We start from the raw sequence: 24,401 nt of genomic DNA on the forward strand, positions 1-24,401 counted from the left end.
GGATAGGGCCGACGCGCAGCCGGGCTCAGGCCGGTGGCCGGTCGACGTCGTGGCCGGTGGCGAGGTCGCCGCACTCGACCAGGGTGACGGCGTGCCGGCCGAAGTAGGCGCGCCCGCCCTCGTCGCCCTGGGCCAGCTCCTGGATCGGCGCGAGGTGGCGGCGGCCGATGAGGACCGGGTGCCCCGGCCGTCCGTCGTACGCCGCGCGGGCGAGCACGTCGGTGTCCTGCGGGTCGGCGGCGGCGAGCAGGCGGCGTACGACGTCGACGCCGACGTCCGGCAGGTCGACGAGGGTGACCACGACCTGCAGCGCGCCCAGGCCGGCGGCACGGGAGAGCCCCGCGCGCAGCGAGGCGCCCATCCCGGTCAGGTGGTCGGGGACCTCGACGGGCACGACCCCGGGCGGGAGGACCGCGGTCACCGCGTCGGCCTGCGCGCCGACCGCCACCAGCACCGGTCCGCACCCGCCGTCGGCCAGCGAGCGGACGGTCCGCTCGACCCACGTCTCGCCGCCCGACTCGACGAGCGCCTTCGGGCCGCCGTAGCGGCGCCCGGAGCCGGCCGCGAGCACCAGTCCGACGCGCGCGGTCACGGGCGCCTCATGCCGGGGCGGGCCCGTTGCCGGTGAGCAGCCGCACGGCCACGAGGATCTCCTCCAGGTCGGCGAAGCTGCGCAGGTCCAGGCCGGTCCGCTCACCGATCCGGTCGAGCCGGTAGTACGCCGTGTTGACGTGCACGTGGAGCCGGTCGGCGGCGATCTTGGCGTTCATGTTGCTCTCGACGTACGCGCGGAGGGTCTCGAGGAAGACGCCCTCGCGGGCGAGGTCCTCCTCGATGAACCGTCGCAGGTCGGGGGCGATCAGCCGCCGCGCGGTGGCGTCGTCGCGGAGCACGAGGTAGTCCACGAGGGAGAGGGTCGAGAGCGCCTTGATGCCCGCCTGCCCGGCGAGCGACTCGCGGGCCACGTTGGCCTCGCGGAACGCCTCGGGCACGCCGGCCAGCCCGGCGTGCAGCGTGCTCGCCCCGACGACGAGGTCCACGCCCAGCCGGCTGACCTGGCGGTGGGCCCGGTCGAGGCCGGCGAGGGCCGCCGTGCCGTCGCCGGTGGACGGGACGATCGCGAGGATCTGCCCCTGCCGGATGATCGCGATGCCCCGCTCGCCGAGGGCGGTGCGGACGGTGGCGAGCGCGCTGCGCAGCTGGTGCTGGTCCGTCGGCGGCGTCACCGGCTCCGCGACCACGACGAGCAGCGGGGTCGCGCGCTCCAGGCCGCACTCGACGGCGAGCGCGCGCTTCGTCTCCTCGCGGAGCTCGCCGCCGCTCAGCAGGTCCTCGACGAGGTCGCGCCGGACCCGGTCGCGCTCCGCGAGGTCGAGCTGCTGCGCGCTCATGTACGACGCGGCGGCGATCGAGCTGCCGACCTCGATGGCATTCATCAGGTACGTCGCCGCCTCGACCGCGACCTCCCAGGTCTCGAGCTCGGACGACGCCGCCACGATCCCCTCCCACAGGGTGACCTGACCGATCCGGAAGGCGCGGAGGAAGTCCGCCAGCGTGACGCCCTGGCGGACCCGGTGGCTCGCCTGCTCCGGCGTGATCGTGAAGTCGCCGGGGCCGGGCACGCGCCGCTCGCGCAGCGTGGTCAGCACGACCTCGAAGACCGCGCGGGTGTGCAGGAGGACGTCGGTGCGCAGGGCCGCATCGGGGCTCGCGGAGTACGCCGGCACCTGGTCGAAGAACCGCGCGACCGACGTCTCGACGAGCTGGTCCATGCTCGCGTCGACGCGGTCGAGGACACGCTCGACGGATTCGCTCTCCACCGGCGCAGCGTAGCGACCCCGCCTCACGCGCGCGCCGGGGCGCGGACCGCCTCGACCGCCTCGACCGCTCCGCCGGGGCGGTGGATGTCGCCGCCGGTCGCCGCGAGCGGGCGGCCGGTGCCGGCGTACCGGCTGGCGATGATCTCGGCGGCGATGCTCACCGCCGTCTCCTCCGGCGTGCGCGCCCCGAGGTCGAGGCCGATCGGGGAGTGCAGGCGCGCGAGGGCGTCGTCGGTGACGCCCGCGTCCCGGAGCCGCCCGACCCGGTCGCCGTGCGTACGCCGGGAGCCCATCGCCCCGACGTAGCCGACGTCGCCCGACGCCAGCGCCACCTCGAGCGCGGGCACGTCGAACTTGCTGTCGTGCGTGAGGACGCAGACGGCGGTGCGGCCGTCGGTGCGGCCCGCCTCGATCTCGGCGCGGAGGTAGCGGTGGGGCCAGTCGACGACGACCTCGTCGGCCGCGGGGAAGCGCTGGGGCGTGGCGAAGACGGGCCGGGCGTCGCAGAGCGTGACCCGGTAGCCGAGCACCTTCGCCACGCGCGCGAGCGCGGCGGAGAAGTCGACCGCGCCGACGATGATCAGCCGTGGCGCGGGGACCCAGGTCTGCACGAAGACCCGGATCGCGTCGCCGAGCCGCTCGCCCAGTGCGCCGTACGTCAGGCTGCCGGTGGTGCCGTTGCCGAGCATGGCGCGGGCGTCGTCGCCGACCAGGGCGAGCAGGCGCAGCTCGTCGGCGGTGGCGCCGGCTGCGTCCCCGTCGGGACGGAGCATCACCCGGAGCCCGACCTGGGCAGGGTCCGGGTGCGCGGTGACCGTCGCGAGCGCCACGGCGCGCTGCTCCCCGACGTCCAGGAGCAGGCGGTCGAGCCGGCTGCGCTGCGCCGGGCGCACGGCCTCGACGAAGACCTCGAGCGCGCCGCCGCAGGTGAGGCCGACCTCGAACGCGTCGGCGTCCGCGAAGCCGAACCGGTGGAGCCCCGGCCCGGCAGTCCCGCGCAGGACCTCCTGGGCCAGATCGAAGACGGCAGCCTCGACGCACCCGCCGGAGACCGAGCCGACGACGTCGCCCTCCGCGGTGACCGCCATCGCCGAGCCCGCGGGCAGGGGCGAGGAGCCCGACGTGCTCACCACGGTCGCGAGCGCGACCGGCCCGGTCGACAGGCTGTCGGCGACGAAGCGCAGGACGTCCGCCATCGTCACATCTTGCTGGCGCCGTCGCGGATCGCCTCACGGATCCGCGTGTACGTGCCGCAGCGGCAGATGTTGCGCAGCTGGTCGAGGTCGGCGTTGGTGATCTGGCGGCCCTCCTTGCGGACCTTCTTCACCAGGTCGACCGCCGCCATGATCTGGCCCGGCTGGCAGTAGCCGCACTGGGCGACGTCGTGGGCCAGCCACGCCTCCTGCATCGGGTGCAGCTCCTTGCCGACGGTCGCGGGCAGGCCCTCGATCGTGGTGATCTCGTCGTCCGGGCCGACCTGGCCGACGGGCACCGAGCACGGGTTGAACGCGCGGCCGTTGATGTGGCTGGTGCACGCCTTGCAGACGTTGATGCCGCAGCCGTACTTCGGGCCGGTGATCCCGAGGATGTCGCGGAGGATCCAGAGCAGCCGGACGTCGTCCGGGGCATCGACGGTGACGGACTTTCCGTTGACCTTGAACGTGTGCTGAGGCACGGGACTGCTCCGCTCAGTAGAAGGTGAGGCCGTTGGTCGGCGACTGGGGGACGGGCGGGACGGTCGGCTTCGGCTCGAAGAAGAGCGGCTGGCCGTGGTTGACGGGGAACTCCGTCGGCAGCTTCCCCACAGCCCTGCCGTACGCCGCGGCGACGGCCGCAGCCGTGGCAGCGACGCCGAGCTCGCCGGCTCCACCCGGCTCGTGGCTGGTCGACGGCATGATGATCACCTTCACCACCGGCGGGACGTTCCACTGGCGGGTGTAGGCGTAGTTGTCCCAGCTGCCCTCGAGGAAGGTGCCGTTCTTCAGGTGCACCGACGAGGTGAGGGTCAGGGCGATGCCGTCCATGATCCCGCCGAGCATCTGCGCCTCGAGCCCCTTCGGGTTCACCACCTGGCCCACGTCGACGGCGAAGACGACCTTGGTGACACGCGGCCCGGTGTAGGCGTCGCGGACCTTGCGCGTGACCGTGGGCGTGGTGCAGTCGATCTCGACCAGGCACGCCGTGACGCCGTGGTACTCGTTGTGGATCGCGACGCCCTGGGCGGTGCCGGCGGGCATGGTCCGGCCCCAGCCGCCGACCGCGGCGACACGGTCGAGCACGGCGATGCTCCGCTTGTCGCGGGCGAACTCCTTGCGGAAGGCGAGCGGGTCCTTCTTCATCAGCTTCGCGATCTGGTCGGTCGTCAGCTCACGCGCGACGGCGACGTTCGGCGAGTAGATGTTGCGCATGCTGCCGGTGTTGAACCCGCCGTCGACCTCGTTGAGCACCTGTGTCGTGACGCCGTAGTTGTAGTGCGTCATCTGGCTGAGCGCGAAGACCGTCTCCGACCAGCCGAGGTCACCCACCGGGAGCTCAGCCGAGTGGCCGGTGATCACCTCGCCCAGGCCGTGGGTGAAGTCGGTCTTGACGCTGGTGTGGCGCTGCTCGTAGGTCAGCACGTTGGTGCCGAGGACGGTGGCCCGGACCCGCGAGGTCGACATCGGGTGCACCCGGCCCTGGCGTACGTCGTCGATCCGGTGCCACATCAGGCGGACCGGGGCGCCCATCTTCCTGGAGGCCTCCGCCGCCTCGAGCGCGGCGTCGTAGAAGAGCTTGCGCCCGAAGGAGCCGCCGCCCTGGGTGACGTTGACCTTGACCTTGCCGGCAGCCATGCCGAGCAGCTCGGCGACGCGCTGCTGGGCGGTGATCGGCGACTTGAACGAGCCCCAGATCTGCGCGCTGTCGGCGCGCACGTCGGCGACCGCGCAGTTGGTCTCGAGGGCGCTGTTGCCGGCGAACCAGAAGGTGAACGACGTGTCGATGGTCTTGGCCAGGAGCGGCACCGCGGGCACCACCATCGGGAGCTCGGCCCGCTTCACCTCGGCCAGGATGTCGGCGTCGGACTTCGTGCCGATCGTGCCCGGACCCCAGGTGACGTCGAGCGCGCGGATCGCGCTGATGCACTGGCCGAACGTGCGCGCCCGGACAGCGACGCCGGTCCGGATCACCTCGACGTGGGTGACGCCCGACATCGCGCGGACCTCGGCGGCGTTGTTGACCGCCACGACCTTGCCGTTGACCGTCGGCGGCCGGCAGACCATGGTCGGCAGCGCGCCGGGGATCTTCAGGTCCATCGCGAAGGTCTTCTGGCCGGTCACCGAGAGCCGGGCGTCCACCCGGTTCCGCGGGGTGCCGATCACCTTGAACTGGTCGGGCGACTTCAGGTGGACCTCGGTGGCGGACGACGTCGTGGCCGCGGCCGCGGTCGCGAGCGAGCCGTAGCTGAGCCGGGCGCCATCGGCACGGATGACGTAGCCGTCCCTGGTCGTCAGGGTGGAAGCCGGCACGCCCCACTTCTGGGCGGCTGCCTTGACCAGGCGTTGGCGGGCGATCGCCGCCGCCGTACGGATGGGGCCGTAGGTGGAGAAGGTGGTGTTGGAGCCGCCCGTCAGCTGGTTGTAGAGCAGCTCCGGGCGGGCCGGCGCGAGCGTCACGCGCACGTGGGACATCGGCGCGTCGATCTCCTCGGCGATCAGCATCGACGTCGACGTCGTGATGCCCTGCCCGACCTCCGCCCGCGGCAGCGCGAAGTGGATCAGGCCGTCGGAGGTGACCTGCAGCGCGATCAGGTTCGACGTCGGCTGGGCGGCGAGCTTGAGCAGGTCGCTCAGGTCGAAGAGGTCCGCGGCGCCCGGCAGGGTCGGGACGACCGCCTCCGCCGGTGGCGCCGCGACGCCGTCCAGCCCGAGGCGTACGGCGACGGTCAGGGTCGGTGCCGCGACCAGGTAGCCCACGAGCCGTCGCCGGCTCATCTCCGGAAGCCGGCGGCCCGACTCCTCCGGTGCTGGCGCGGTCTGGTCATCGATCGACATGTCGTGCTCCCCATGGTCGGCGTCCGAGCGGCACCTGCCGCGTCCCCCGACACCGGATAGTGACATGGGTCACGTGACGAGGCCCATGTGGTCCGACCACAAGATCTCTCGGAGCGGCGGGCGGATCGAGCTGCCGCCGCCGTGGCGCCTGGCCCGCGCCTGGTCAGCGCGGGGTCGCGGACAGCTCCGGGGTCGTGCGCGGCGCAGGGACGGCCGGCTCGGTCGCGGGCAGGGCGCAGGTCTGGCCGACCGCGCGGGCGACCTGGCGGGCCACCAGCTCGCCGGTCGCGTCGGGGTGGCGGTACGTCGCGTCGTACTCCACGCGCTGCCAGCGGCTGCCGCGGTCGACGACGGTGGCCCGCACGACGAGCGTGCCCGCGGCCGCGGGGAGGTCGCGGAACTGCAGCCGCGGGAAGCCCGCGGAGGCACCGGTCTCGCCGGTGCACTCCACGGCCACGCGCTTGCGCAGCAGCTCGAACGCGCGCAGGACCACGTCGCGTCGCAGCTCCGCCGGAGCCAGCTTGAGGGTGTCGGTCACGTGCATCGGGATCAGCTCCAGTCGACGGAGAAGTACTGCGTCTCGGTGAACGCGCGGACGCCCTCGCGGGCCCCCTCGCGGCCGAGGCCGCTCTGCTTGACGCCGCCGAACGGGGCGGCCGGGTCGGAGACGACGCCACGGTTGACGCCGACCATCCCAGCCTCCACCTTCTCGGCAAGCTGGAGCGCCCACTTGAGGTCACCGGAGTAGATGTACGACGCGAGGCCGAACTCCGTGTCGTTGACCTGGCGGAGCAGCTCGGCCTCGTCGTTCCAGGTGACGACCGGGGCGACCGGGCCGAACGCCTCGGTGCGGATGATCTGCGCGTCCGCCGGTACGTCGACGAGCAGCGTCGGCGGGTAGAAGTGGCCCTCGAGCGTGCTGGTGTGGGCGCGGTGGCTGATCCGCGCGCCGCGGGCGACGGCGTCCTCGACCAGCGCGGAGAGGTTGGTGACCGCTTTGGCGCTGATCAGCGGGCCGATCGCGGTGCCGTCCTCGAAGGCGCTGCCGACGGTGAGCGCCTCGATGGCCGCGCCGAGCTTCTCGGTGAACTCCGCCGCCACGGACTCGTGGACGTAGAACCGGTTGGCGGCGGTGCAGGCCTGGCCGCCGTTGCGGAACTTCGCGATCATCGCGCCGGCGACAGCAGCGTCGAGGTCGGCGTCGGCCGCGACGACGAAGGGCGCGTTGCCGCCCAGCTCCATGGAGGAGTTGACGACGCGGTCCGCGGCCTGGCCCAGCAGCAGCCGGCCGATGCCGGTGGAGCCGGTGAAGGAGACCTTGCGGACCCGGCTGTCGGCGAGCCAGGTGCCGACGACGGCACCGGGGTCGGTGGTGGTGACGACGTTGACGACGCCGGCCGGGACGCCGGCCTCCTCGAGGATCCGGGCGACCGCGAGCGCGGTCAGCGGGGTCTCGGCGGCGGGCTTCAGCACGACGGTGCAGCCGGCGGCGAGCGCCGGGCCGATCTTGCGGGTCGCCATCGCGGCCGGGAAGTTCCACGGCGTGACGAGCGCGGCCACACCCACCGGACGGCTGGTGACGATCGTGCGGGTGCCACCGGCCGGCGACTCGGCGAAGTCGCCCTCCGGACGCACCGCCTCCTCGGCGAACCAGCGGAAGAACTCCGCCGCGTAGCCGACCTCGGCACGGGCGTCGGCGAGCGACTTGCCGTTCTCGGCGGCGATCAGCGCGGCGAGCTCCTCGGACCGCTCGACCATCAGCCCGAACGCCGTACGCAGCGCCTCGCCGCGGACCCGCGGAGGGGTTGCCGCCCAGGCCGGGAACGCCGCCGCAGCCGCGTCAACCGCGGCGGTCGCCTCGGTCGCGCCGCCGTCGGCGAAGGTGGCCAGCTGGTCGCCGGTCGCCTTGTCGAGGACCTCGAACGTCGCGCCGGACCCGGCCGCCAGGCCGCGGCCGCCGATGTGCTGGCCGTGCTGGGGGTCGAGGCGGGTGATGGTCGCGTGGACGGACGCCGGCACGAGGCCGGTGCGGGTGGTGGTGATCGTCATCGGGGAGTCCTTCAGGCGTGGGGAGAGCGGGGTGGGGTCAGACCGTCACGGGTAGAGGCCGCGCAGCAGGTGCGCCTGGGCGACCCGCTCGACGGCGAGGACGGTGGCGGCGTCGCGCAGCGCGAGGCCGCGCTGGCGGGCGGCGGTGTTGACGTCGCGCCAGGCGATGTCCATGCGGGCGGCGAGGCGGGACTCCACCTCGTCGGCCGACCACCAGAACGCCTGCGAGCTCTGCACCCACTCGAAGTAGGAGACGACCACGCCGCCGGCGTTGGCGAGGATGTCGGGGGCGACGAGGATGTCGTTGCGGCGGAAGACCTCGTCGGCCTCGGGCGTCGTCGGACCGTTGGCGCCCTCGACGATGGCCTTCGCCTTCACGCGCTCGGCGTTGCCGGCGTTGAGCACGCCCTCGACCGCGGCGGGGACCAGCAGGTCCACGTCGAGCTCGAGCAGTGCGGAGCCGTCGAGCACGTCGGAGCCGGTGAAGCCGACGACCGAGCCGGTCGCGTCGACGTGCGCCTCGAGCGCAGGTACGTCGAGGCCGCGCTCGTCGGCGATCGCGCCGTACTGGTCGGAGACCGCGACGACCTTCATGCCGGCCTCGGCGAGGAAGCGGGCGGTGTAGCGGCCGACCTTGCCGAAGCCCTGGACGGCCGCGGTGGCGCCGTGGACGGTGATGCCGCGGTCGGCGAGTGCCGCGAAGGCGACGTGGGCGACGCCGCGCGAGGTGGCGGTGGCGCGGCCGAGGGATCCGCCGAGGCTGATCGGCTTGCCGGTCGTGACGCCGAGGACGGTGTGGCCCTGCTGGACGGAGTAGGTGTCCATCATCCAGGCCATGGTGTTCTCGTCGGTGCCGATGTCGGGCGCGGGGATGTCGCGCTCGGGGCCGATCAGCGGGCTGATCTCGGAGGTGTAGCGGCGGGTCACGCGCTCGAGCTCGGCCTGCGAGTGCTCCCGCGGGTCGATGCGTACGCCGCCCTTCGCGCCGCCGTAGGGCACGTCGAGGAGGGCGCACTTCCAGGTCATCCACATCGCCAGCGCGCGCACCTCGTCGAGGGTCACGTCGGGCGAGTAGCGCAGGCCGCCCTTGGCCGGGCCGCGGGAGAAGTTGTGCTGCACCCGGTGGCCGACGAGGACCTCGTGCGTGCCGTCGTCGCGGCGCAGCGGGATGGAGACGGTGACCTCGCGGCGCGGGGTCGCGAGCATCTCGTAGACGCCCCGGTCATAGCCGAGGACGTCGGTGGCAGTGCGGAGCTGCGAGCGCGCGTCGGCGAGGACGGAGGCGCCGGGAGCGATGGTGCTCTGCGGGGCAGGAGCGTCGGCGACGGCGGTCACTTGGTGACCTCGAAGACCTCGTCGAGGACGTCGCACGCGTCGGTGAGCAGGGCGTCGGAGATGGAGAGCGGCGGCAGGAAGCGGAGCACGTTGCCGTACGTGCCACAGGTCAGCACGACGACGCCGCGCTCGTGGGCGGCAGCGGCGACCCGCTTGGTCAGGTCGGCGTCGGGCTCGGTGGTGCCGGCCCTGACCAGCTCGACCGCGATCATCGCGCCACGGCCGCGCACGTCGCCGATGCGGCCGTCGCGCTCCTGGAGGTCGAGGAGGCGCTGCGTCATCAGCGCGCCGATCTTCGCGGCACGGTCGACGAGGCCGTCGGCCTCGATCGTCTCGAGGACAGCGAGGGCGGCGGCGCAGGCGAGCGGGTTGCCGCCGTACGTGCCGCCGAGGCCGCCGACGTGGGCGGAGTCCATGATCTCGGCGCGGCCGGTGACCGCGGAGAGGGGGAGGCCGCCGGCGATGCCCTTGGCGGTGACGATCAGGTCCGGGACGACGTCGTCGTGCTCGACGGCGAACATCGCGCCGGTGCGGGCGAAGCCGGTCTGCACCTCGTCGGCGACGAAGACGACGTTGTTGGCCGTGCACCACTCGGTGAGCGCGCGGAGGAAGCCGTCGGCGGGGACGATGAAGCCGCCCTCGCCCTGGATCGGCTCGATGACGATCGCGGCGAGGTTCTGCGCGCCGACCTGCTTGTCGATCTGGTCGATCGCGCGGGCGGCCGCAGCGGCACCGTCCATCTGGTCGTCGCGGAAGGGGTAGGACAGCGGCGCGCGGTAGACGTCGGAGGCGAAGGGGCCGAAGCCGTCCTTGTACGGCATGTTCTTCGCCGTCATCGCCATCGTCAGGTTGGTGCGGCCGTGGTACGCGTGGTCGAAGACGACGACGCCGGTCTTGCCGGTGTACTTGCGGGCGATCTTGACCGCGTTCTCGACGGCCTCGGAGCCGGAGTTGAAGAGCGCGGTGCGCTTCTCGTGGTCACCCGGGGTGATCCGGTTGAGCGCCTCGGCGACCTCGACGTAGCCGGCGTACGGCGTGACCATGAAGCAGGTGTGCGTGAACGCCGCGACCTGGTCCTGCACGGCCTGGACGACGCGGGGGGCGCTGTTGCCGACGGTGGTGACCGCGATGCCGGAGCCGAGGTCGATGAGCGAGTTGCCGTCGACGTCGACGAGGACGCCGCCGCCGGCCGCGGTGATGTAGACGGGGAGCGTCGTGCCGACGCCACCGGCGACCGCGGCCGTCTTGCGGGCCTGCAGCTCCTGCGACTTCGGGCCTGGGATCGCGGTGACGAGGCGGCGCTCCTGGGGCAGGGTGGGCCCGCCGGTGGTGGCCTCGATCGGGGTGGCCTCGGTGGTGTTCGTGGTCATGGCGTCCTCCGCACGACGATGTCTGGGTACCCCTCGACGGTAGGGCTGTCGGGGGGTTGGACGGCATGCCTGTTCGGCACAATCTCGTACCCGAGACTGTGCGAAACTGACACCATGGCCACGCTTGCCCAGCTCCTCGACGACGCCGCCCTCGGCCTGGTCCCGGTCGTCGACCTCCACCGCGACCAGACGGTCCGCTGGGTGGCGACCAGCGAGCTCGTCGACCCCTCGCCGTTCCTCGAGGGTGGGGAGGTCCTGCTGACCACCGGCCTCGAGACCGCGGGGTGGGTCCAGGAGTGGGACGACTACGTCCGCCGGCTCGCCGCGGTCGGCCTGGTCGCGATCGGGCTGTCCCGCGTGATCGTCTACGACGCTGCGCCGCCGGCGCTCGTCGACGCCTGCCGCGAGCACGGGATCGCGCTCTTCGAGGTACCCCACGAGACCCGCTTCGTCGCGGTCAGCCGGGCGCTCGCCGCCCACCTCCAGCAGGAGGAGGACGCCGCCACGCGGTCGGCGCTCGAGGCGCAGCGCGCGCTCACGCAGGCTGCGCTCCAGGACGACCCGGGGGCCGTCGTCGAGGAGCTCGCCGGTGCCGGTGGCATGGCCGCGATCGTCGGGGCGCGCGGTGGTCTCGTCCTCGGCCCGTACGGCGTCCGCCCCGAGCTGCTCGACCTCGCGCTCGTCGACGACGCGGTTGCGCGGATGCGGCCGCAGGGGCTGCGGGCGGCCGCGAGCCTCTCGTCGCCGGGCGGCACGCTGCTGGTCCAGCCGATCGGCGTGAAGGGCAGGCCGTCGCAGTACCTCGTGGCCGGCTTCGCGGGCAAGGTCACCGAGACCGAGCGCAGCACCGTCGCCACCGCGGTCGCCCTGCTCGGCCTCGCCGAGCAGCGCCGCCGCGCGAGCCGCGAGGCCGACCGCCGGCTGCGGACCCGTGCCGTCGAGCTCCTGGCTGCGGGCGACCTGCGCACGGCGGCGGTCCTGCTCGGTGCGGGATCCGGCCCGCGACCGCGGCTGCCGCGGGTCGCCGTCGCGCTGCGCTGCCGCGGCACGGCACCCCGCCTGGAGGACGGGCTCGAGCTGCTCGAGGCGGTGCCGCTGCTGGCCGGGCTCGCGTCGGTCGACGGCACCACCGAGCTGGTGGGCATCGCCCGCGCGTCGGAGGCTGCGTCCCTCGCCGAGCGCCTGGCGACCGCGGGGCTGCGCGTCGGCATCGGTGAGGCGGGCAGCCCCGAGGCGCTCGCCACCAGCCACGTCACCGCGGGTCAGGCGCTCGCGCTCACGTCGTCGTCGGTGCCCGTGGTCGCCTGGTCGGAGCGGGTCCGCGGCGGGGTGGTCTCGCTGCTCGACGGCGGCCGCGCCGAGGCCTTCGCCGCCTCGTGGCTCGCGCCGCTCGGTGAGGACGAGGTGCTGCTCGAGACGCTCGACGCCTTCCTGCGCCACCACGGCTCGCTGCTCAAGGTCGCCGACGAGCTGGGCATCCACCGCAACACGGTCCGGCACCGCGTCGAGCGGATCGAGGCGCTGCTCCGGCGCTCGCTGGCCGACCCGCAGGTGCGTGTCGACGCCTGGGTGGCCCTGCGGTCCCGGGCCGGCTGAGCCGCCAGGCGCAGGGCGCGCCGTCGACCGCGACGCCTTAGAGCTCCACGCCGTCGAGCTTCACGCCGTCGAGCACCGCGGCGTCGGCGCGGTCCTGGGCCGCGAGGATCTCGGGGACGTGCGCCTCGGCCCAGACGCGCACGGCCGTCAGCGGCTCGAGCAGTGACCGGCCGAGTCCGGTCAGCGCGTAGTCGACCCCCGGCGGGACCGTGTCGAGGTCGCGGCGGGTGACCAGCCCGTCGTACTCGAGGGCGCGGAGGGTCTCGGTGAGCACCTTCGGCGTGATGCCCTCGATGTGGCGCTTGAGCTCGGTGAAGCGGCGGGGCCCGTCGGCGAGCGCGGTCACGACGAAGACCGTCCAGCGCGCGCCGATCCGGTGCAGCACCGTGCGGCTCGGGCAGGTCGCCGCCATCACGTCGTACGCCGTGGTCACGGTGCCTCCCGGTTTCGTTGAGGTGATCGGTATCAAAACCATACCGTCGTCTCGTCAGCGAAGCACACGGAAGGAAGTCAGTCATGAAGCAGCTCGAAGGCCAGCGGGTCCTGGTGGTCGGCGGAGGACGCAACCTCGGCGCAGCGATCGCCCGGGCAGCAGCCGAGGCCGGCGCGGAGGTCGTCGTCGGAGCCCGCGACGTACGTCGTGCGCAGGACGTCGCGGCCGGGCTCCCCGGCGCCGCGACGTACGTCGTGCGCAGGACGTCGCGGCCGGGCTCCCCGGCGCCGCGACCGGCGTGCGCATCGACGTCGCGGACGAGGAGTCGATCCGCGTGGCCGTGGCGGCGGTCGGCCGGATCGACCACGTCGTCGTGACCGCCTCGGCTCCGCACAACGTGCCCGTGACCGAGGTCGAGCGTGACGGCATCGTCGCCGCATTCGACGCCAAGGTGATCGGACCGCTGCTGCTGGCGAAGCACTTTGCGCCCCTGCTGCCGCCCACGGGCTCGATCACGCTCTTCTCCGGGGTGGTCGCGGGGAAGCCGGCTCCGGGCAAGGTCGTCATGGGCGTGGCCAACGGTGCCGCCTCGTTCCTGGCCAGCCACCTCGCTCGCGAGCTGGCTCCCGTCCGGGTCAATGCCGTGTCGCCCGGCATCGTCGACTCCGGTGCCTGGGACGGCCTGGAAGCCCAGGCGCGCGCCGGGCTCTTCGCGGGCGCGTCCGCGGGCACCCTGGCGGGCCGGGTCGGGACGCCCGACGACGTCGTCGCGACGGTGCTGTGGCTGCTCGGGAGCGGGTTCGTGTCGGGCGAGACGATCCGCGTGTCGGGCGGCGCCGAGCACCGCTAGGTCGCGGGTCAGCGGGCCCGAGTCGGGAAGCCGCAGGGACTCGGGTTGCTGGGGTGCACCGGCACCGGGACGGCCCCAGCCCCGGCACCGTTGCCGGGGGAGCCCCTTCCGGGTCATGACATGCCCGTGCCCCGCGCGAAGACTGAGGTCCCGGGAGGCCCGCTCCCGAGAAAGGTCATCTCCCATGTCCAGGATCCTCAGGCTCATCCCCGCGTGCGCAGCGCTCCTCGTCGCGGCGTTCGTCTCCCCTCCGGCGTACGCCGGCAGTCCGCACTTCATCACCAGTGCCTTCGTCGTCACCGTCTCCGGCAGCACTCTCACCGTCTCCGGCAAGGAGGCCGGCCTGGGCGACGAGACCCAGGTCCACATCGAGGTCACCGCCACGGCCTCGTGCATCAACCCCGGCGACCACCACCCCAAGGCCGCCAACAAGGCATCGGTCACGGCCGCCGGTGACTTCCCCGTCCAGAACGGCAAGGCCACCTTCGAGCTGAGCGCCACTGCCGCGTTCCAGCCCGACTGCGCGCCGCCGATGACGGTCGTCTTCAGTCCGATCACGGTCACGGACACGGAGCACGACGTCAGCGTCACCCTGCGGTGACGTCCGGCGCCAGGGCGCATCACGAGCTCGTGGTGCGCCCCTGGGCTGTGCGGACGACGGGCTGTGCGGACGACGGGCTGTGCGGACGACGGGGCGCTCAGGTCTCGGGGGCGTCAGGCCTCGGGGGAGCCGAGGTAGCAGAGCATCGTCGAGCCCGAGTCGGGGTCACAGCAGCTGAAGCCGTGGCGCTCGTAGAACCGCCGCGCGTCGGCGTCGTCGGCGTCGACGTTGATCAGGATCTCGAGCGCGTCCCGCCGGCTCGCCTCGACCCGAAGGGCGCGGAGCATCGCCGCGCCGGCCCCCTGCGACCGGGCCTCGGGGCGGACGTACAGCTCCTCGAGCTGCGCGAGCGGCCCATCGGCGTACGGCGTGGGCCGGAAGGTGACCAGCGCGAAGCCGACGGGGTCACCGGCCGGGGCGTCGGTTCCGGCGAGGAGGGCGAGCACGTCGTCGCGCGCGAGCAGCAGCCGGAAGCGCCGGACGAACGCCTCCGGATCCTGCCCCTCCGCGTCGAACTCGGCGTTGAAGTCCGCGAGCATCCGGCCGAGGACGGCGGCGTCGTCGGTGGTCGCTGCGCGCACCTGGTGCATGGACCGAGTGTGCCTGCGAAAACGGTTCGGACCGGTCAGGCACGGTGAACTACCGTGCGCTCCGTACGCCGGCTACCCGGCCCGCGCACGGACGCATGGAGGGAATGCCGCGATGCTGGTCCACCCCTGGGACGCGACCCTCGGCGCCGCAGAGTGGCGGGCCTGGCTCGCCGGCCGCGAGCGCTTCGGACTCCTCGCGGTGAACAACAGCGACCGCGCGCAGGCGCCGATCACCGTGCCCACGCACTTCACCGTCGACGCCGACGAGCTGCTGCTCCACCTTGCGCGGCCCAACCCGGTCTGGCCCCACCTGGAGGCGAGCGCCGAGGTCCGGCTCACCGTCATCGGTGACTACGCCTTCGTGCCGGGCTTCTGGCGGGCGCCCGAGGACGTGCCCGAGACCGACGGCGTGCCGACCAGCTACTACTCCTCGGTGCAGTTCGTCTGCCGGCCGGTCGTCATCGACGACCCCGACGCGAAGGCCCGCATCCTCACCGCGCAGCTCGCCGACCTCCAGCCTGAGGGGCGGCACGCGTCGGTGGCGGCCGGGGACGCGCCGTACGGGCGGATGCTGGCCGGGATCCGCGGCCTCCGGCTGGTACCGGTGCGGGTCGAGGCGAAGTTCAAGTACGACGACCAGAAGCCGACCGCCCTGCGCGAGCGGGTCGCCGGGCGGCTGGAGGAGCGGGGCCGCGGCCTCGACCGGCAGGCCGCCGCGCAGCAACGGCGTCGGTTGGCCGAGGCGGGCGACTGGCAGGAGCGGCGCGCACGGGAGTCGGGGTCGTGACCACCCGCGCTCCCGTCCCGGCGTGGGGGCTCGCGGTCGGTGCGATGGCCTCGGTCCAGCTGGCCTCCGCACTCGCGGTGCCGATGATCGACGAGGTCGGCGCGCCGGTCACGGCGTGGCTTCGGCTGACCTTCGGCGCGCTGGTGTTCCTGGCGATCCAGCGGCCACCGCTGCGCTCGCTGCGCCGGGGAGATATCCCGGTCGTGGTGGCGCTGGGCATCGCGACGGCGCTGATGACGATGGCCTTCCTCGAGGCGCTCGGCCGGATCCCGCTCGGCACGACCGTCGCCATCGAGTTCCTCGGCCCGCTCACGGTCGCCGCCGCGCGTAGCCCGCGCCGGCGGGCCCTCGTCTGGCCGGGCCTCGCGCTCGCCGGCGTGGTGCTGATGACCGAGCCGTGGCAGGGCGACGTCGACCTGCCCGGCGTGGCCTTCGCGGCGCTCGCCGGCGTCGGCTGGGGCCTCTACATTCTCCTCACGCAGAAGGTCGGTGACCGGCTCACGGGCATCGGCTCGCTCTCGATGACGGTGCCGATCGCCGCCGTGGCCGCGGCGTTCGTCGGCGTACCGCAGGCTGCCGGGCACCTGACGCCCGCCCTGCTCGGTGAGGCTGCGCTGCTCGCCCTGCTCATGCCGGTGCTGCCGTTCGTGCTCGAGCTGCTCGCGCTGCGCCGGATGACCCACACCGCGTTCGGCACGCTGATGGCGCTCGAACCCGCAATAGGCCTGGCGTACGGCGCGGTGCTGCTCAGCCAGACGCCGTCGGTGGGCCAGCTGATCGGCATCACCCTCGTCGTTGTCGCCGGTGCGGCGTCGCAGCGCGGTGGGCGCCGCCAGGTCGAGTCACCGATCAGCGACCTGCAGCCGGCGTGATGGCAGTGGGCGGCAGAGGACGACCGCGCGTCGTGATGATGTGCGGCCCCGGCGGTGCCGGCAAGACCACCCACGCGAAGGGCCTGGAGCGCGAGGGCTGGACGCGTCTGTCGTTCGAGCTGGAGTACTGGGAGCGGGGGATCACCACGATGCCGTCGCCCGACACGGTCGCGGAGGTAGCGGCCGACCTGAAGGCACGCCTGCTGCGCCACGTCGCGGCAGGCGACGACGTCGTCCTCGACTTCGGCTTCTGGTTCCTGCGTCAACGCGACGAGTACCGCGCCCTGCTCGCACCCCACGGCGTCGTGCCGGAGACGGTCTACGTCGCCACGAGCCTCGAGACCATCCTGAGCCGGATCAGCCAGCGCCACGGCCGGTACGCCGACGACTGGCCGCTCACCGAGCAGGCCGCGACGGAGTACTTTGCGCGGTTCGAGCCGCCGACGCCGGAGGAAGGCCCGCTCCGCGTGGTCGGCCAGGCGTGATGTCCCGGCTGATGCCCAGAGGTGATGTTCGGGCAGGCGCTTCCGGCGTGCTTCCTGCGCGTCAGCAGCGCCGGTGCAGCTGGTAGCCGCTCGGTGTCTCCGTGAGGTCGAAGCGGGGGTCGTCGACGTAGTGGTGGTGGCGTGGGCAGAGGGGTATGCCGTTGGTGAGCTCCGTCTTGCCGCCGGACGACCAGGGCCTGAGGTGGTGGATCTCGCACCAGGGTCCGGGGACGTCGCAGCCGTCAATCGCGCAGCTCTTCCACTGCAGGCCGATGGCCTTGCGTTGAGCAGGGGTGAAGAAGCGGCGGGTGCGGCCGAGGTCGAGGACCTCGGAGTCGCCGCCGAGGACGGCGGGGATGATCTGGGCTTGGCAGGCTAGGCGGCGGACCTCGCCGGGGGTGAGCTTGCTCTGGTCGCCGGTGGTCGCCCAGCCGAGGCCTTCGCGGAGCTTGTCGAGGTCCATCGTGACGATCACGGTGGTCGCGGCTCCGCCGTGGGCGGGCATCCTGGTGGGGTCGGCGGCCTCGAGGAACGCACAGAACGCCTCGCCGCGGACCCGGTCGCCCGTAAGCCTCTTGCCGGTGACGGGGTCGAGGTAGGGCGACGGCTCCTCGCTCTCGCCAGTCGTGCTGTCGGTTGCTGCGTCATGGCGGGGTGAGGAGAAGGCGTTGAGGTAGGTCCTCAACCGCTCCGCCGCCGCGTCGGGGATGACGCCGGTGAGCCGGCTGGTGCCGTCGCCGCGGGAGCGGATGGACAGGCGGGTGGCTTCGTCGGCCTTGCGGAGCTCGGCTTCGAGGCGGGCTTGCTCGTGGGCCTCGTAGGTGTCGGGGTCGACCACCTCGAGGACAGCGGCACCGAGCCGCTTCAGCTCGCGCACGTCGTGGTCGGCGGCCAACTGCAGGAGGTGGTCTTCGGCCTGCTCCCGCACCGCTGTGGAGACGTCCGGACCCAACGCGTCCAACGTCGCGGTGATCGCCGCCGCACGCGTGGGTGAGAGGTCGCCGTCGCGCATCGCTTCGCGCACCCGACGCCAACGCACTGCCGCCTCAGCGAGGCGCTGCAGCCGACCTCCCTCGGACGGCTCGACCTGGGCTTGTGCGGCGAGCCAGGACCCACCGGTCGTGCAGGCGTCGTTGTCAGCCACGTCGGCAGCGACGGCGAGGGTGTCGACGAGCAGGCCGTCGACCTGGGCGCGGACGTGCACGAGCTCGCGCAGGAGCTCAGCCTTCTCGGGCAGGGAGAGGAAGGTGGGGTCGAGATCCCGCACCTTCGTCAGCTGCATGTCCACCGCGTGCACCGCCTGCAACAGCAGCGGCTCTGGGGTGGACGACGAGAGTTGGTCCATGCCTCCATTGTCTGCGAACACATGTTCGAACGTCAACCCTCCGTCCACACGTTTGCGCAGGTCAGAGCCGCTTTTGCTGTGGATGAAAACCGGGCCGGCCTCACCATGTGGACGCCGGCTGTGCACGAAAGCCGGGCTGCCAGGAAGGGCGCGGGCCGCACGAGGTGCCCGCCCGGACGAGCCGCGGCCGACCCGGCGTCCTGACTGACCCGGCCCACGGGCGCACCCGGGCCGCCCACCGGCCCAGGCGACCGGCCGGCGTCAGTCGCGGAAGTCCGGGGCGATCCGCTCGGCCTGGCGCAGCAGCGCACCCCACGCCAGCTCGAGTGCCTGGTCGTCGACGAAGTCGTCACCCTCGGTGTCCTCGCCCGCGAGCTGGGCCGCGGTCCGCATGGCCAGCGACTCCGACGGCAGCACCAGCTCGGAGCCACCCGCGAGGGCGTCGACCTGGATCTGGCAGGCCTTGTCGAGGTTGATCATCCGCAGCAGGGCCTCGCCCGGCGTACGACCGACGGTGAGGAGGCCGTGGTTGCGCAGGATCATCACGTCGTTGTCTCCCATGTCGTGGACGAGCCGCTTCTGCTCGTCGAGCGAGAGGGCGACGCCCTCGTAGTCGTGGTACGCCGTGCGGCCGTGGAACTCCATGCTGATCTGGTTGAGCGGCAGCAACCCGTGGGCCTGGGCGGCGACCGCGCAGCCGGCCCGCGTGTGGGTGTGGAGGATGCACTGGGCGTCCTCGCGCGCGGCGTGGATCGCGCTGTGGATGACGAAGCCGGCGGGGTTGACCGGGTACGGCGACTCCTCGACCTTGTTGCCGGCGAGGTCGATCTTCACGAGCGAGGAGGCAGTGATCTCGTCGAAGAGGAGGCCGTAGGGGTTGATCAGGAAGTGGTGGTCCGGCCCCGGCAGCCGCAGCGAGATGTGCGTGAAGATCAGGTCGGTCAGCCGGTAGTGCGCGACGAGGCGGTAGACGGCGGCCAGCTGCTCGCGGAGCTCGCGCTCGGTGGCGATCTCGGTGGTCTCCATGGGGTCTCCTCGGGTCGGATGGAACGGTCAGGGAAGGACGGGGTGCGTCACCGCGCCGGTCTGCAGCCAGGCGATGACGTTGGCGGCCTGCTCGACGACGTAGGCCAGCTCGGACTCCGCGGAGAGCCAGGCCGTGTGCGGGGTCAGCAGGATGTCGTCGCGGGCCACGAGCGGATGGCCGGGCGCAGCCGGCTCCTTGTCCAGGACGTCGAGAGCCGCGCCCGCGAGGTGCCCGGAGTCGAGCGCCCGCGCGACGGCGGCCGGGTCGACCAGGCCGCCGCGGGCGACGTTGACGAGCCAGGATCCCGGCCGCATCGCGGCGAGGAATGCGTCGTCGACGATCCCCTGCGTCTCGTCGTCGAGCGGCAGGTGCAGCGAGACGACGTCGGAGGTCGCGAGCAGCTCGTGCAGGTCCGCGACAGGGGTCGCTCCGGCCAGGGGACGACCGCTCCGCGACCAGCTGCGAAGGGCGGCGACGTGCCCGCCGGCCAGCCCGGCGTACGCCGCGGCGGTGCGGCCGGTGCCGACGATGCCGACCTCGAGCCCGGACAGCCGACGGGGGATCGCGCGCGGCCGCGACGCCCACGTCGAGGCCGAGCGTGAGGCCCGGTCGAAGAACGGCAGCTGCCGGACCGCCGCGAGCGTGAGCGCCCACGCGTGGACGGCCACCTCCTCGGTCGCGACCGGCGGGAGGTGGGCGACCTGGACGCCGGCCCGCGCGCACGCCGCGACGTCGACGTTGTCGTGACCCTGTGAGATCAGGGAGACCACCCGCAAGCCTGGCAGCGCACGCAGCACCGCCTCGTCCACGCGGCCGTAGCCGACCAGCAGCGCTACCGCGTCACCCGCCGCGGCGGCGAGCTCCGCGGGGTCGTCCGACCCGGCCTGCACGACCCGGAAGCCGGCGGCCTCGAGTGCCGCGACACCAGCCGCTACGTGGTCGTCGAGTGCGGCGTAGACCGCGACCGGCGCGTCCGCCACCGTCACGGCACCTGGTTGAGGGCCGCCTGCAGCATGCGCTCCCGGTACGCCGGGGTGTCAGCCGGCTCGCTCTCGCCGAAGATCGCGCCGACCCAGTGGCCGTCGGTGTTGTTGGGGAAGAGGATGAACCTCCGGCCGAACTCCTCGGCGTCCTCGCCGGCGAGCACCTTCCGCTGCGCCACGGACTTCACGTAGTACGTGCGGCGGAAGTCGTTGAGGTTGTCGCCGAGGTAGGCGATCACCTCGTGGGTCTCCGCGATCGCCTTCTGCGCAGGCTCCTTGTTGGAGGACTCGCGCAGGAAGGTGCAGTGCGCGTCGTCGGCGTACGCGAGGCCGACGTGGGCCAGGTTCCCGACGCCGTACCTCTGGGTGTCCGGGCCCTGGTCGCGCGAGGAGACGTAGAAGACCTCGACGCCCCTGGACTCCGCGTAGCGGGTGAACTCGACCGCGCCGGCGGTCGCGGTCGGGCCGTTCTCGATGACCCACTTGTCCCAGAGGGCGTCGTCGAAGGCCTGCTTGCCGGCCGCGACCAGCCGCACCCAGTAGGTGTCGGCGGAGAGCACCGTGTCGTCGACGTCGCAGATCACCGCGAGCGGCTTGTCGCCACGCCGGGTCTGGCCGCGACCACGGAGCACGGCGTCGATGCGGTCGCGGGCGATGTTGAAGCCCTGCCGGTAGAGCATGTCGCGCTCGGCAGCGGTCTCACGCCACGCGACGGCCGCGCTGAGGATGTTCTGGATGTCGTCGGCCGGGGCCGCGGCGGCCCGCCCGGCTCCGGAGAGCAGGAGCGAACCGCCGGCGATGCCGGTCGCGCCGGTCAGGAGTGAACGGCGGGCGAGGTCGGACATGGGGTCCCTTTCGGGGAGCGGGGCTCAGAGCACCTTGGAGAGGAAGGACTTCGTGCGGTCGTGCTGCGGTGCGTCGATGACCTCGGCGGGCGAGCCGGCCTCCACGACCACGCCGCCGTCCATGAAGACGACCGTGTCGGCGACCTCGCGGGCGAAGCCGATCTCGTGGGTGACCACGATCATCGTCATGCCCTCCCTGGCCAGGTCCTTCATGACGTCGAGGACCTCGCCGACCAGCTCGGGGTCGAGCGCGGAGGTGGGCTCGTCGAAGAGCATCAGCTTCGGCTTCATCGCCAGCGCGCGGGCGATCGCGACGCGCTGCTGCTGGCCACCCGAGAGCTGGCCGGGGTAGTTGTCCACGCGCTCGGCCAGGCCCACGCGGTCGAGCAGCCTGAGGGCCTGCTCGCGCGCCTCCGCCTTGCCGACACCGCGGATCTTGACGGGCGCCTGCATGACGTTCTCCAGCGCCGTCAGGTGCGGGAAGAGGTTGAACCGCTGGAAGACCATGCCGATGTCGCGGCGCTGGGCGGCGATCTCCTTCGGCTTCATCTCGTGCAGCTTGTCGCCCACCTCGCGGTAGCCGATCAGCGCGCCGTCGACCGAGAGCCGGCCGGCGCTGACCTGCTCGAGGTGGTTGATGCAGCGCAGGAACGTCGACTTGCCGGAGCCCGACGGACCCAGCAGGCAGAAGACCTCGCCGTTCTTCACCTCGAGGTCGATGCCCTTGAGGACCTCGACGTGGCCGAAGGACTTGTGGACGTTCTCGGCCTTGACCATGACGGCGCTCATGCGACGCCTCCTTGTGCGTTGCGCAGGAAGAAGAGACGGGTGATGCCGCCCGTGCGGGTGGTGACGGCGTGGCTGCCCTTGGCGTACTTCTTCTCCAGTCGGCTCTGGAGCGTCGAGAGGACCGTGGTCATCACGAGGTACCAGAAGCTGGCGACGAGGTACATCTCGAAGAGCGTGAAGTTCTTGCTGCCGAAGTTGTAGGCCTCGGTGAAGAGGTCGGCGGCGCCGATCGCATAGACGAGCGCGGTGGTCTTCAGCATGGTGACGACCTCGTTGCCGGTCGGCGGCACGATCACGCGCATCGCCTGCGGCAGGACGATCAGCCGCATCGTCTTCGCGCCGCTGTAGCCCAGCGCGTGCGCCGCCTCGGTCTGGCCCTGGTCGACGGAGAGGATGCCGCCGCGCACGATCTCGGCCATGTACGCCGCCTCGTTGAGCGCGAGCGCGAGCAGCGCCGCCCCGAACGGGCTGATCACGTGGTTGGTGTCGACGCTGAACGAGCCGACGCCGAGCCGCGGGAAGACGAGGGCGAGGTTGAACCAGATGACGATCTGGACCAGGACCGGGGTGCCGCGGAAGATCCAGAGGTAGCCGCCGCTGACCGCGCGCAGGACGGGGTTGCCGGAGAGGCGCATGACGGCCAGCAGGACGCCGCCGATCACGCCGAGGACCATGGAGAGCACGGTCAGGGCCAGGGTGATGCCGATGCCGTGGAAGATCTCGGGGCGGAACATGTAGTCACCGACGACGGACCACTGGATGTTGTCGTTGGCGGCCACCGAGTAGAGCAGGCCGCCGGCGAGCAGCAGGACGACCGCGGCCGAGGCCCACTGGCCGTAGTGGCGGATCGGGACCGCCTTGATCGGCGCGGGTGCTGTCGACGTACGCGCCGCGGGTGTCGTCGTGGCCATCAGTCGACCGCACCGTTGAGGGCCGGGGCGTCGACGGCGCCGCCGTCCAGCTCGTACTTCGCGAGGATCTGCTCGTAGGCGCCGCTCTTGATGACCTCGGCGATGGCGGCGCTGAGCACGTCGCGCAGCTGGCTGTCCTGCTTGTCGAAGACCATGCCGACCGGGGTGGGCAGGAGCGCCTCGGAGTTGGCGATCTCGAACTGGTTGCCGCCGCCGATGTTCTTGACGTTGTAGGCGCCGACGGCGTCCTGCGTGAACGTCGCGTCGGCGCGGCCGGTCTGGACCTGGAGCAGCGCGTCCTTGTCGGTCGGGAGCGCGGTGACCATGATGCTCTTGTCGGCGCACTCCTTCGTGTTGAAGCCCTCGAGCATCTTCAGCTGGGTCGAGCCCTTGAGCACCGCGACGGACCGGCCACAGAGGTCGTCGACGCCGGCGATCTTGTCGGGGTTGCCCTTCTTGACCACGATCGCCTGGCCGGTCATGAAGTAGTCGACGAAGTCGTACTGCTTCTCCCGGGCCTTGGTGTCGGTGACGGCGGCCTGGACCAGGTCGAAGCGGCCGGAGTCGAGGGCCGGGAGCAGGCCGTCGAACGCCATGTTCGTGTAGACCAGCTTGACGCCGAGCACCTGGCCGACGGCCGCAGCGAGGTCGGGGTCGAGGCCGACGATCGTCTTGTTGTCGTCGGCGAGCGACTCGAACGGCGGGTACTGCGCCTCGGTGCCGACCTTGATCACGCCGGCCTTGCGGATGTCGGCGGGGAGCTTCGCGCTGAGCGCGGCGTCCTTCTTCTGCACCGCGATGGAGCTCTCCGACTTCGGAGCGTCGGTGCCACCCCCGCAGGCGGCGACGAGCGAGCAGGTGGCGGCCGCGGCAGCGAGCCAGGCGGCGGGGCGTGCGATCGGGGTCATGCGGGTTCACCTCGGGGAGTGGTGTGGTCTGGGTCACCCGAGCATCACCCGTGGTTTCCTTGATGTCAACCCTTGTTTCATGACGAGGTGATGGTGTTTCATGAGGGAGAGCGACGTGGCCCCGGTCACGTTCCGCGACCCGCCACACCCACCGAAGGAGCCCAGCCATGACGGCAGCCGCAGCAGGTCAGTCCGACGGCGCACAGCTCGGCCAGCAGCTCAAGGCCGTGCGCCAGGCCCGCCGGATGACGCTCGCGGAGGTCGCCGAGTCGGCCGGCATCACCAAGGGCTTCCTCTCCAAGATCGAGCGCGACCAGGCGACCGCCTCGGTCGCCTCGCTGATGCGGATCTGCGAGACGCTGCAGATCTCCGTGGGCGAGCTCTTCGACGCCCCCGCCGGTGACGTCGTACGACGGGGTGCCTACCCGGCGATCAACTTCGGCGGCGTCGGGATGAACGAGTTCCTGCTCACCCCGCGCGGCGAGCAGCGCCTGCAGGCGATCCTCAGCGAGATCGAGCCTGGCGGCGGCAGTGGCGAGGAGCCCTACAGCCTGCCGGCCGACGTCGAGTTCGTCTTCGTGGTCTCCGGGCGCCTCGCGGTGACCCTCGGCGAGACCGAGACCGTCCTCGAGCAGGGCGACGCGCTGACCTTCGCCCCCCATGCCCAGCACACCTTCCGCAGCGCCCTCGAGAAGGGCACCACCCAGGTCCTCTGGGTCTTCTCGCCGGCGCTTCCCTCGCGCGGCTGAACCGCGAACCGAACCGGAGAACCCC

Annotated in this window: 26 protein-coding genes; 8 read left to right on the forward strand and 18 right to left on the reverse strand. The window is 72.5% G+C overall.

Annotated features, from left to right (window positions below; genetic code table 11):
• Nucleotides 1-25 precede the first annotated feature (25 nt).
• The 9 genes from IEX47_RS07815 to gabT form a co-directional block, all read right to left on the reverse strand.
• Entirely contained in the window at nt 26-592 is a 567-nt protein-coding gene (locus IEX47_RS07815) for a nucleotidyltransferase family protein (RefSeq protein WP_188783447.1), read from the reverse strand.
• A gap of 7 nt (nt 593-599) precedes the next feature.
• Complete coding sequence (locus IEX47_RS07820) at nt 600-1,820, reverse strand: PucR family transcriptional regulator (protein WP_229662726.1); 1,221 nt, start codon at nt 1,818-1,820, stop codon at nt 600-602.
• Nucleotides 1,821-1,843: 23 nt separating this feature from the next.
• Nucleotides 1,844-3,016: an XdhC family protein gene (locus tag IEX47_RS07825; RefSeq protein ID WP_188783448.1), complete on the reverse strand. Its 1,173-nt coding sequence runs from the start codon at nt 3,014-3,016 to the stop codon at nt 1,844-1,846.
• A 2-nt stretch (nt 3,017-3,018) separates the two neighbouring features.
• A complete protein-coding gene (locus IEX47_RS07830; protein WP_188783449.1) occupies nt 3,019-3,495 on the reverse strand; it encodes a (2Fe-2S)-binding protein in 477 nt (158 codons plus the stop codon).
• A 13-nt stretch (nt 3,496-3,508) separates the two neighbouring features.
• Nucleotides 3,509-5,851 (reverse strand): molybdopterin cofactor-binding domain-containing protein, encoded by a 2,343-nt coding sequence (locus IEX47_RS07835; protein ID WP_188783450.1) that lies wholly within the window; start codon nt 5,849-5,851, stop codon nt 3,509-3,511.
• A gap of 163 nt (nt 5,852-6,014) precedes the next feature.
• On the reverse strand, nt 6,015-6,395 hold the full coding sequence (locus tag IEX47_RS07840; RefSeq protein ID WP_229662727.1) for a hypothetical protein: 381 nt from the start codon (nt 6,393-6,395) through the stop codon (nt 6,015-6,017).
• A gap of 5 nt (nt 6,396-6,400) precedes the next feature.
• Nucleotides 6,401-7,900, reverse strand: a complete 1,500-nt coding sequence (locus IEX47_RS07845; RefSeq protein WP_188783452.1) for an NAD-dependent succinate-semialdehyde dehydrogenase — start codon at nt 7,898-7,900, stop codon at nt 6,401-6,403.
• Between the two features lie 45 nt (nt 7,901-7,945).
• Nucleotides 7,946-9,235: a Glu/Leu/Phe/Val family dehydrogenase gene (locus IEX47_RS07850; protein ID WP_229662728.1), complete on the reverse strand. Its 1,290-nt coding sequence runs from the start codon at nt 9,233-9,235 to the stop codon at nt 7,946-7,948.
• Nucleotides 9,232-10,605, reverse strand: a complete 1,374-nt coding sequence (gene gabT / locus IEX47_RS07855; RefSeq protein WP_188783453.1) for a 4-aminobutyrate--2-oxoglutarate transaminase — start codon at nt 10,603-10,605, stop codon at nt 9,232-9,234. The genes IEX47_RS07850 and gabT overlap by 4 nt, the downstream gene beginning before the upstream one ends.
• Nucleotides 10,606-10,719: 114 nt before the next feature.
• Here gabT and IEX47_RS07860 point away from each other — a divergent pair, with 114 nt between their 5' ends.
• Nucleotides 10,720-12,201 (forward strand): PucR family transcriptional regulator, encoded by a 1,482-nt coding sequence (locus tag IEX47_RS07860; protein ID WP_188783454.1) that lies wholly within the window; start codon nt 10,720-10,722, stop codon nt 12,199-12,201.
• A gap of 37 nt (nt 12,202-12,238) precedes the next feature.
• On the opposite strand, the gene IEX47_RS07865 is transcribed toward IEX47_RS07860, so the two are convergent.
• Nucleotides 12,239-12,634 (reverse strand): winged helix-turn-helix transcriptional regulator, encoded by a 396-nt coding sequence (locus IEX47_RS07865; protein ID WP_188783455.1) that lies wholly within the window; start codon nt 12,632-12,634, stop codon nt 12,239-12,241.
• A gap of 83 nt (nt 12,635-12,717) precedes the next feature.
• Here IEX47_RS07865 and IEX47_RS17935 point away from each other — a divergent pair, with 83 nt between their 5' ends.
• From IEX47_RS17935 to IEX47_RS07875, 3 genes are all read left to right on the forward strand, one after another.
• Nucleotides 12,718-13,011 carry an NAD(P)-dependent oxidoreductase gene (locus tag IEX47_RS17935; RefSeq protein ID WP_229662729.1) on the forward strand — a complete coding sequence of 98 codons (294 nt, stop codon included), beginning with the start codon at nt 12,718-12,720 and terminating at the stop codon, nt 13,009-13,011.
• Entirely contained in the window at nt 12,933-13,484 is a 552-nt protein-coding gene (locus IEX47_RS07870) for an SDR family oxidoreductase (protein WP_229662730.1), read from the forward strand. Before IEX47_RS17935 ends, IEX47_RS07870 begins: the two co-directional genes overlap by 79 nt.
• A 184-nt stretch (nt 13,485-13,668) precedes the next feature.
• The gene (locus IEX47_RS07875) at nt 13,669-14,085 is read left to right on the forward strand and encodes a hypothetical protein (RefSeq protein WP_188783456.1); all 417 of its coding nucleotides are present in this window, start codon (nt 13,669-13,671) and stop codon (nt 14,083-14,085) included.
• A 113-nt stretch (nt 14,086-14,198) separates the two neighbouring features.
• Here the strand turns inward: IEX47_RS07875 and IEX47_RS07880 are convergent, their stop codons facing one another.
• Nucleotides 14,199-14,675: a GNAT family N-acetyltransferase gene (locus tag IEX47_RS07880; RefSeq protein WP_188783457.1), complete on the reverse strand. Its 477-nt coding sequence runs from the start codon at nt 14,673-14,675 to the stop codon at nt 14,199-14,201.
• A gap of 112 nt (nt 14,676-14,787) precedes the next feature.
• Here IEX47_RS07880 and IEX47_RS07885 point away from each other — a divergent pair, with 112 nt between their 5' ends.
• From IEX47_RS07885 to IEX47_RS07895, 3 genes are read left to right on the forward strand one after another with little or no spacing between them, the layout of a single operon-like run.
• Nucleotides 14,788-15,462, forward strand: coding sequence for an FMN-binding negative transcriptional regulator (locus tag IEX47_RS07885; RefSeq protein ID WP_188783458.1), 675 nt, complete (start codon nt 14,788-14,790; stop codon nt 15,460-15,462).
• Nucleotides 15,459-16,334: an EamA family transporter gene (locus IEX47_RS07890; protein WP_229662731.1), complete on the forward strand. Its 876-nt coding sequence runs from the start codon at nt 15,459-15,461 to the stop codon at nt 16,332-16,334. The genes IEX47_RS07885 and IEX47_RS07890 overlap by 4 nt, the downstream gene beginning before the upstream one ends.
• A gap of 35 nt (nt 16,335-16,369) precedes the next feature.
• Entirely contained in the window at nt 16,370-16,819 is a 450-nt protein-coding gene (locus tag IEX47_RS07895; protein ID WP_188783459.1) for a P-loop nucleotide/nucleoside kinase family protein, read from the forward strand.
• A gap of 61 nt (nt 16,820-16,880) precedes the next feature.
• Here the strand turns inward: IEX47_RS07895 and IEX47_RS07900 are convergent, their stop codons facing one another.
• The 7 genes from IEX47_RS07900 to IEX47_RS07930 form a co-directional block, all read right to left on the reverse strand.
• Complete coding sequence (locus tag IEX47_RS07900) at nt 16,881-18,164, reverse strand: HNH endonuclease signature motif containing protein (RefSeq protein ID WP_188783460.1); 1,284 nt, start codon at nt 18,162-18,164, stop codon at nt 16,881-16,883.
• A 261-nt stretch (nt 18,165-18,425) separates the two neighbouring features.
• Nucleotides 18,426-19,190 (reverse strand): class II aldolase/adducin family protein, encoded by a 765-nt coding sequence (locus tag IEX47_RS07905; RefSeq protein ID WP_188783461.1) that lies wholly within the window; start codon nt 19,188-19,190, stop codon nt 18,426-18,428.
• A 27-nt stretch (nt 19,191-19,217) separates the two neighbouring features.
• Nucleotides 19,218-20,177, reverse strand: a complete 960-nt coding sequence (locus tag IEX47_RS07910) for an NAD(P)-dependent oxidoreductase (RefSeq protein WP_188783462.1) — start codon at nt 20,175-20,177, stop codon at nt 19,218-19,220.
• Nucleotides 20,174-21,019, reverse strand: a complete 846-nt coding sequence (locus IEX47_RS07915) for an HAD family acid phosphatase (RefSeq protein WP_188783463.1) — start codon at nt 21,017-21,019, stop codon at nt 20,174-20,176. Before IEX47_RS07915 ends, IEX47_RS07910 begins: the two co-directional genes overlap by 4 nt.
• A gap of 24 nt (nt 21,020-21,043) precedes the next feature.
• Complete coding sequence (locus tag IEX47_RS07920) at nt 21,044-21,808, reverse strand: amino acid ABC transporter ATP-binding protein (RefSeq protein ID WP_444544079.1); 765 nt, start codon at nt 21,806-21,808, stop codon at nt 21,044-21,046.
• A complete protein-coding gene (locus IEX47_RS07925; protein ID WP_188783464.1) occupies nt 21,805-22,719 on the reverse strand; it encodes an amino acid ABC transporter permease in 915 nt (304 codons plus the stop codon). The genes IEX47_RS07920 and IEX47_RS07925 overlap by 4 nt, the downstream gene beginning before the upstream one ends.
• Nucleotides 22,719-23,627 (reverse strand): ABC transporter substrate-binding protein, encoded by a 909-nt coding sequence (locus IEX47_RS07930; RefSeq protein WP_188783465.1) that lies wholly within the window; start codon nt 23,625-23,627, stop codon nt 22,719-22,721. Before IEX47_RS07930 ends, IEX47_RS07925 begins: the two co-directional genes overlap by 1 nt.
• Nucleotides 23,628-23,794: 167 nt before the next feature.
• Between IEX47_RS07930 and IEX47_RS07935 the strand changes: the two genes are divergently transcribed.
• Nucleotides 23,795-24,376: a helix-turn-helix domain-containing protein gene (locus IEX47_RS07935; RefSeq protein WP_188783466.1), complete on the forward strand. Its 582-nt coding sequence runs from the start codon at nt 23,795-23,797 to the stop codon at nt 24,374-24,376.
• Nucleotides 24,377-24,401: the final 25 nt, after the last annotated feature.

The organism is Nocardioides phosphati, assembly GCF_014646375.1.
Classification (GTDB): domain Bacteria; phylum Actinomycetota; class Actinomycetes; order Propionibacteriales; family Nocardioidaceae; genus Nocardioides; species Nocardioides phosphati.